The sequence below is a fragment of the Bathymodiolus azoricus thioautotrophic gill symbiont genome, from assembly GCF_001298715.1.
Lineage (GTDB): Bacteria > Pseudomonadota > Gammaproteobacteria > PS1 > Pseudothioglobaceae > Thiodubiliella.
In genome coordinates this window covers 1-5,382 of record NZ_CDSC02000077.1, presented here as the reverse complement: position 1 = coordinate 5,382, position 5,382 = coordinate 1, and the positions used below count along the sequence as shown (strand labels likewise).

The 5,382-nt window shown below is 39.4% G+C and carries 1 protein-coding gene; it reads left to right on the top strand.

From position 1 onward, the window contains the following. Positions 1-22: 22 nt before the first annotated feature. Positions 23-5,382 (top strand): BspA family leucine-rich repeat surface protein (locus tag BAZSYMA_RS01635; protein WP_241502518.1); only part of this gene is annotated, 5,360 nt, incomplete at its 3' end.

Genomic DNA, 5,382 nt, shown 5'->3' with positions numbered 1-5,382 from the left:
CAAGGTAACTGATATATCTTATATGTTTTATAACGCAACCATCTTTAACCAAGACATTGGCAATTGGGATGTTGGCAAGGTGAACGACATATCTGGAATGTTTTATAGAGCAACTGCCTTTAACCAAGATATTGGCAGTTGGGATGTTAGTAAAGTGACTAATGCACATGGAATGTTTTGGGACGCCAATGTCTTTAACCAAGATATTGGTAGTTGGGATGTTAGCAAAGTGACGAATATGCAAGCGATGTTTCATAGCGCAAGTGCCTTTAACCAAGATATTGGCAGTTGGGATATTTCGAGTTTAAAAAATGCAACGGGTATGTTTAATGGCAGTGCAATGACTCTAAATAATATGGATAGCACTTTGCGTGGCTGGGCAAAGCTTGATACCGCTGCTGGTGAGAGCACTATCCAGAGTAATGTTGCTTGGAGTATCGCAAACTACACCGATGCCACCGCCAGACAATATTTAATAGACACCTATCACTGGACTATTAATGCTGGCAATTTTGATGGCAGCAAGACGATACAGGGCAATAATAACGCTAACACACTTAACACAACTGCCACAAAAACTACACTACACGGCTTAGGTGGTAACGACACACTGACTGGCGGTACCACAAATGACATCTTAATCGGTGGTGCAGGCAATGACACCTTAACTGGTGCAGGTGGTAGAGACATCTTTGATTACGGTTTTAAAAACGCAGGCAATGATACCATTACTGACTTCACACTAGGCAATACAGCAACAAGATCTAACGCAGACATCATTAACCTTAGCGACTTATTGATAGGGTATAGCGCTACTTCTAATTTGAGTGATTTTGTCACAGCTGCTGCTGATGGTGCTCACACTAAACTGACTATTGACCATGACGGTACTGGCGTATCTGGTAGCTCGGTAACCATTATTTTAAAAAATATTGCTTATACTGCCAATTTGTTAACCAATATGATTGCTAATGGTAACTTGGTGCTTGAGAGCACTGGACCAACCTTGATGATTCTAGGCAGTGGTGGTGCAGATACTACTGCCAATACAATCATGTTTAGGTTTAGTGAAGCCATTAGAGGCGGGTCGTTTACCATGGATGATATTAGCATTACAAATGGCACTATACATCCACGTTCATTTACCCAAGTAAATGCAACTGAATATATCATTATAGTAACTCCAAACCTAGGTGGAAAGCATTCTAATGTCGGTATTACGGTTGCAGCAAACAGCTTTACAGATATTGCTGGCAATGCTAATACTGCCATCACTAAAAATATAACCAAAATTAAAAATTTAAAAGAGTCCGTTGATATTGATGGTAAAGGCTCTGATGTTGATTTAACCCATTGGGATGTGTCTCATGTAACTGATGCAAGCCGAGCATTTTTTAATGCAACTGCCTTCAACCAAGACATTGGTAGTTGGGATGTCAGTAAAGTGACTAATATGAATCATATGTTTCTTAGTGCAAAAGCCTTTAATCAAAACATTGGTGACTGGGATGTTAGTAAAGTAACTAATATGACTTATATGCTTCATGCCGCAACCATCTTTAATCAAAACATTGGCAGTTGGGATGTTAGTAAAGTGACTAATATGTCTTATATGCTTTTTGACGCAAACGCCTTTAACCAAGATATTGGTAATTGGGATGTTAGTAAGGTGACTACTATGGTATGGATGTTTTGGAATACCAAAGCCTTTAACCAAGACATTGGCAATTGGGATATTTCAAGTTTAACAAATGCAATACATATGTTTAAAGACACTTCAATGACTCTAAATAATATGGACAGCACTTTGCGTGGCTGGGCAAAGCTTGATAGTGCTGCTGGTGAGAGTGCTATCCAAAATGATGTTGGCTGGAGTATCGCAAACTACACCGATGCCACCGCCAGACAATATTTAATAGACACCTATCACTGGACTATTAGTGGCGGCAGTTTTGATGGCAGCAAGACGATACAGGGCAATAATCACGCTAACACACTTAACACAACTGCCAAACAAACCATACTGCACGGCTTAGGTGGTAATGATACGCTGACTGGTGGCACTACAGATGACATCTTAGTTGGCGGTGCGGGCAATGACACCTTAACTGGTGCAGGTGGTAGAGATATCTTTGATTACGGTTTTAAAAACGCAGGCAATGACACTATTACTGACTTCACGTTAGGCAATACAAGTATAAACACGAACGCAGACATCATTAACCTTAGCGACTTGTTGATAGGATATGATTCCAATTCTAATCTAAGTGATTTTATAACAGTTGTTGACGAAGGTGCTAACACTAAACTAATTATTGACCATGATGGCACTGGAGCACTTAATAACCTAGTAACCGTTACTTTAAAAAATGTTGCCTATAGAACTGATTTGTTGACTGGTTTGATTGCTAATGGCAACTTAGTGCTTGATACGAGTCCAACCCTGACGATCATAGGTAGTGGTGGCAAAAATACTGCTGCCAATACAATCACATTTAATTTTAGTAAAGCCATTAAAGATGGGTCGTTTACCGTGGATGATATTGGTATTGTTAATGGCACGATTCATTCAGATTCATTTACTAAAGTAAGTGAGACTCAATACACGATTATAGTAACGCCAAACTTAGGTGGAAAGCATTCTAATGTTGCTATTACGGTTGCAGCAAACGCCTTTACAGATATTGCTGGCAATGCTAATGTTGCCATCACTAAAAACATAACCCAAATTAACACTTTAAAAGATCTGATTGATATTGATGTTAGAGTCTCTGATGTTGATTTAACCCATTGGGATGTGTCTCATGTAAGCAATGCAAACAAAGCATTTGTTAATGCACTTAATTTTAGCCAAGAGATTGGCAGTTGGGATGTTAGTAAGGTGACTGATATGTCTTCTATGTTTAAAGGCGCAATCTCCTTTGACCAAGACATTGGCAGTTGGGATGTTGGTGAGGTGACTGATATGCATGGGATGTTTTATCATACAGACAACTTTAACCAAGACATTGGCAGTTGGAATGTTAGTAAGGTGACTGATATGCATGGAATGTTTTGGAAGGCTGTTGACTTTAACCAAGATATTAGCGGTTGGGATGTTAGCAAAGTGACTAATATGCAAGCGATGTTTTTTCACGCACATGACTTTAACCAAGATATTGGCAGTTGGGATATTTCAAGTTTAACGGATGCATCGGGTATGCTTGCAGCCAATTCAATGACTATAGATAATATGGATAGCGCCTTGCGTGGCTGGGCAAAGCTTGATACTGCCGCAGGAGAGACCGCCATTCAGAGCAATGTTAATTGGGGTATCGTAAACTACACCGATGCCACTGCCAGACAATATTTAATAGACACCTATCACTGGAGTGTTGTTGGTAATGGTTATGGCGGTTTTTATGGCGAAAGGTCGAAACAGGGCAATAATAACGCTAACACACTTAACACAACTGCCAAACAAACCACACTACACGGCTTAGGTGGTAACGACACACTGACTGGTGGCACTACAGATGACATCTTAGTTGGCGGTGCGGGCAATGACACCTTAACCGGTGCAGGTGGTAGAGACATCTTTGATTACGGTTTTAAAAACGCAGGCAATGATACCATTACTGACTTTACACTAGGTAATACAACAACAAACACTAACGCAGACATCATTAACCTTAGCGACTTATTGATAGGGTATAGCGCTACTTCTAATTTGAGTGATTTTGTCACAGCTGCTGCTGATGGCACTCACACTAAACTGACTATTGACCATGACGGTACTGGCGTATCTGGTAGCTCGGTAACCATTATTTTAAAAAATATTGCTTATACTGCCAATTTGTTAACCAATATGATTGCTAATGGTAACTTGGTGCTTGAGAGCACTGGACCAACTCTGGCGATTACAGGCAGTGGTGGTATATATGTTGACAAAAATACAATCAGTGGTAGTCCCTATATTAACAGCAATGAAATCACATTTAATTTTAGTGAATCCATTAGAGACGGGTCATTTACCATAGATGATATTGGTATTGTACATGGCACTATTGATTCAGGCTCATTTACTAAAGTAAGTGAGACTCAATACACCATTAGAGTAACGCCAAGCCTAGGTGGAGAACATTCTAATGTTGCTATTACGGTTGCAGCAAACACCTTTACAAATATTGCTGGTAATGCCAATACTGCCATCGCTAAAAATATAACCAAAATTAGGACTTTAGGCGATCGGATTGATATTGGCAAATACTCTGATATTGATTTAAGCAATTGGGATGTATCTCATGCAGATAGCATGTACAGAGCATTTTCTAATGCCAATGTCTTTAACCAATATATTGGCAATTGGGATGTTAGTGATGTGACTGATATGCAATATATGTTTTCTAACGCAAACGCCTTTAACCAATATATTGGCAATTGGGATGTTAGCAAGGTGACTAATATGGAATGGATGTTTATTGATGCCAATTCCTTTAACCAAGATATTGGCAGTTGGGATGTTAGCAAGGTGACTAGTATGCATCATATGTTTGATGCAGCAACTTCTTTTAACCAAGATATTAGCAATTGGAATGTTGGCGCAGTAACTGTTATGAGTTCAATGTTTTGTAGGGCACATGTATTTAATCAAGATATTGGCAGTTGGGATGTTAGCAATGTGACTGATATGTATGATATGTTCAATGATGCAGTCGTCTTCAACCAAGATATTAGCAATTGGAATGTTAGCAAGGTGACCGACATGACTGGCATGTTTAGAGGTGCAACCATCTTTAACCAAGATATTAGCAGTTGGGATGTTAGCAAAGTGGTTGACATGTCTTATATGTTTTCTGAAACACACGCCTTTAACCAAGACATTAGTAAATGGGATATTAGCAAGGTGACTAATATGTACCATATGTTTTCTGGGGCACAAGCCTTTAACCAAGACATTAGAAATTGGGAGGTTAGCGAGGTGGACACTATGAGTTGGATGTTTTATGAAACACATGTCTTTAACCAAGACATTAGTAAATGGGATGTTAGCAAGGTAACTGCTATGGATTGGATGTTTGGAAGTACCAAAATCTTTAACCAAAACATTGGTAATTGGGAAGTTAGCAAGGTGACTAATATGGATTGGATGTTTATAAATGCAGAAGCCTTTAACCAAAACATTGGTCATTGGAATATTTCGAGTTTAACAGGGGCAACTCGTATGTTCAATGGCAGTGCAATGACTATAGACAATATGGATAACACCTTGCGTGGTTGGGCAAAACTTGATACTACTGCTGGTGAGAGCGCTATCCAGAGCGATGTTACTTGGGGTATCGCAAACTACACTGATGCCACTGCCAGACAATATTTAATAGACACCTATCACTGGACTATTAA